3 protein-coding genes are annotated in these 2,599 nt (G+C 37.7%); all 3 read right to left on the bottom strand.

Annotation, left to right across the window (positions count from 1 at the left end; genetic code table 11):
* Nucleotides 1-320, bottom strand: a 320-nt coding sequence (locus C7384_RS08010) for a hypothetical protein (RefSeq protein ID WP_133240792.1), incomplete at its 3' end; no start/stop codon positions are given.
* A 982-nt stretch (nucleotides 321-1,302) separates the two neighbouring features.
* The gene (locus tag C7384_RS08005) at nucleotides 1,303-1,722 is read right to left on the bottom strand and encodes a DUF722 domain-containing protein (RefSeq protein ID WP_276329410.1); all 420 of its coding nucleotides are present in this window, start codon (nucleotides 1,720-1,722) and stop codon (nucleotides 1,303-1,305) included.
* Nucleotides 1,723-1,762: 40 nt separating this feature from the next.
* The gene (locus C7384_RS08000) at nucleotides 1,763-2,050 is read right to left on the bottom strand and encodes a hypothetical protein (RefSeq protein WP_089940539.1); all 288 of its coding nucleotides are present in this window, start codon (nucleotides 2,048-2,050) and stop codon (nucleotides 1,763-1,765) included.
* Nucleotides 2,051-2,599 lie beyond the last annotated feature (549 nt).

The following is a 2,599-nucleotide window of genomic DNA, read 5'->3' as shown; positions in this document are numbered from 1 at the left end:
ATCGGGAAGAATCCATTATCTGGGAATAACAATCGCTCGCCCTGCTCATTATGAACAGTAAACTCAAGTCCATAGCTACCGGTTGGCAATTCTTGTAAACGATTATTATTAAAATCAACAACAACCTTGCTATCTTGCAACTGGAATTGAACATCAAATAAGAATCCAGAGTTTTTAACAGATACAAACGCTTTCTTATCATCAAACGCCAACTTCTGACTGCCATCATTCAACAAGAATCCCATTAAAGTACCGTTGTCGCTGTACTTCACGTTGTTGCCGTTCAATGACCGAACTGTTTTAGTGTTTCCGTATTCCATTAGCGTTCCTTTCTATGTACTAAAAAACACCCCATCAGGAGTGCTGTGTTTTGGTTGTTTCCATTTTGGAAATAACCAGTATTGGTATTTGCATTATTTGCACATACCACTTAACTAGTGCATTTTTTGCAACAGTCAATTATGTACGATAGGGTAAGGATTTGCACCCTACATAGAGCCACTCGATATATGCTAGTAGCAGTTCTTAAGTGCTCCCTGTACATATAATTCCCACATGAGTGTATTGTGTACGTCTACCTATTCCGTCACCTATCATTCATTTGTATTAACCGTAAGGCGTCACGGTCGAGACATACAATGGTGTACGATGCCCAACCATCAGGCATGTATGTACGCAAGCACGACTATCGGTAATTAAATCAATAGTTGGGCTAAATGTCCTATTACTTGCGTGTAGGTAGCTAACCTACGTCTACCGCATCAAACCGAAACAAGCGGATTATCTCTTCCGGATAGAGAGTTTTTTGTTATTTCGACTGTCTCATCTCGATAAAGTTGCGAAATAATTTTCGGAAATATGTAGCCCTCTTACGCTTGGGGAGTGCGAATATATATATATATCCTGCTCGTCAGCAGTATGAATAATCGAGGACTTGCACCTCACGAGTTTTCTAACGTGGTTATTTAGCTGCTGCGAGCAAACTATAACCACGGCCTAACGCCATTATTCAGAATAAGCAGTGACAGCGAAAGATAAGTAGTGTAGAAACAATTCAAAAATAACAGAGGAAAAAATACATGAAAGTTGCTGTCACTGCTAAGCGCGACCACGGAATCGAACCGCATTCGTCGTGATAACGAAAGAAGTATCCTTTTTAGTTTAGTTTACTTCGGCCACCGGCCAACATCGCGCAGGATAAGAGACACACACGTCTCATTTGATTTATTGCATACTACAATTATTGCACTATTTTAAGGGGTAAAAACCCACAAAGTACCGCATAAAAGACGCATGATATTGCTACATCGACATATCCACAAGACGACTCCAGATAGAATTTTCAAACTGTTCTTTGACAAAATTAAGGTCACGTTGACACTGGCTTTTAGACTTGTGCATCTTATAGGATATGAGTTGCCAGGTATGGCGGTCACGAGTATCATAGCGCCACTTTAATAACTTAATCATGTCATTAGTGATTGTCTTTAGGAACTCTTCAATCATTCTAATTTCTGTGAATAAATATTTTAGTTCCCGGTCGCTTTCCTCAGCAATTAGTTTACTATCAACTGGATTACGGTTAACATTCAACGCCCGACCACCACCAATGTTTTCATCAGTTTGCTTTGGCAGCCCTAATTCTAATCGACGTACTTGTATTCTCATGTTAATGACCCCGGAAAAATAATCACTGAATAGTTTGTCTATCTTATCCGCCATTTAGCTCCCTTTTACATTACCTCTTTTAACACTGCTACCCTTAACAATACGGCTTAACTTCTCTTAACGTATTTGGGTCGAGCTTAACCAAGTTACTAATCTTAACGTTAAATTTATCTTCTACTTTTGCTTGAATTAACTCATCTTCTGTTAAGGCAACTAATAACCACGGCTCTTCATCTGTATAGTCTGTAAATCCGTCAGTAAATCCTAATTTATTTAAGTCTTTATCATCTTCATCACGCTTCCACATCGTCAAATAAAGGTGCTTACTTGGCTCATACCAGCAATATTTATTTTTGTTTTTGTTTAAAAATTTATTAACCATAATTTAGACTCCATATGTACGCCCCTCCCGTCGTTAGAAGGGCGTGTAACTGATTAAGTAAGCGCACTTAGAAAAATTACCATTCCACCGGTCATTTCTAGTTAGCTTGATGGGTCTTACATCTCTAGGAATGCCCGCTTATGTACACGGCCAATCACTTGACCGCCTTTGAAAGTTAGTTTTCTGGTTGCTTTTATAGACGATCCCAGGTCTTTTATATTTCACCCCGTAATTATTATTACTTGCGTTTAACAATGATTTCAAAGTTATCATTGTCTAATTTCACAGGTAAATTTATTTCAGATATACATTCATTACTTTTAATTTCTAAAATAGATTCTGTGACTTTTTTCCGAAAATCATTTGCATCTCAACTAAGTTACACATGGCTATATCTTCATTCATATCAATATCTCCTTATGTACACAACGGTGGTTGACCCGTTGCTGATAATGTTTAAAACCACGTAACTTATACAAATAAATGAACAATGAATGCCATTACGATAGTTATAAATATTACGAATAATTTAGCAAAGCTAGCAGTTGG

Origin of the sequence: Convivina intestini (assembly GCF_003096575.1) — a bacterium.
Taxonomy (GTDB): Bacteria; Bacillota; Bacilli; order Lactobacillales; family Lactobacillaceae; genus Convivina; species Convivina intestini.
Note: the sequence above shows the minus strand (reverse complement) of the source record. Positions and strands in the feature narration are given on the sequence as shown.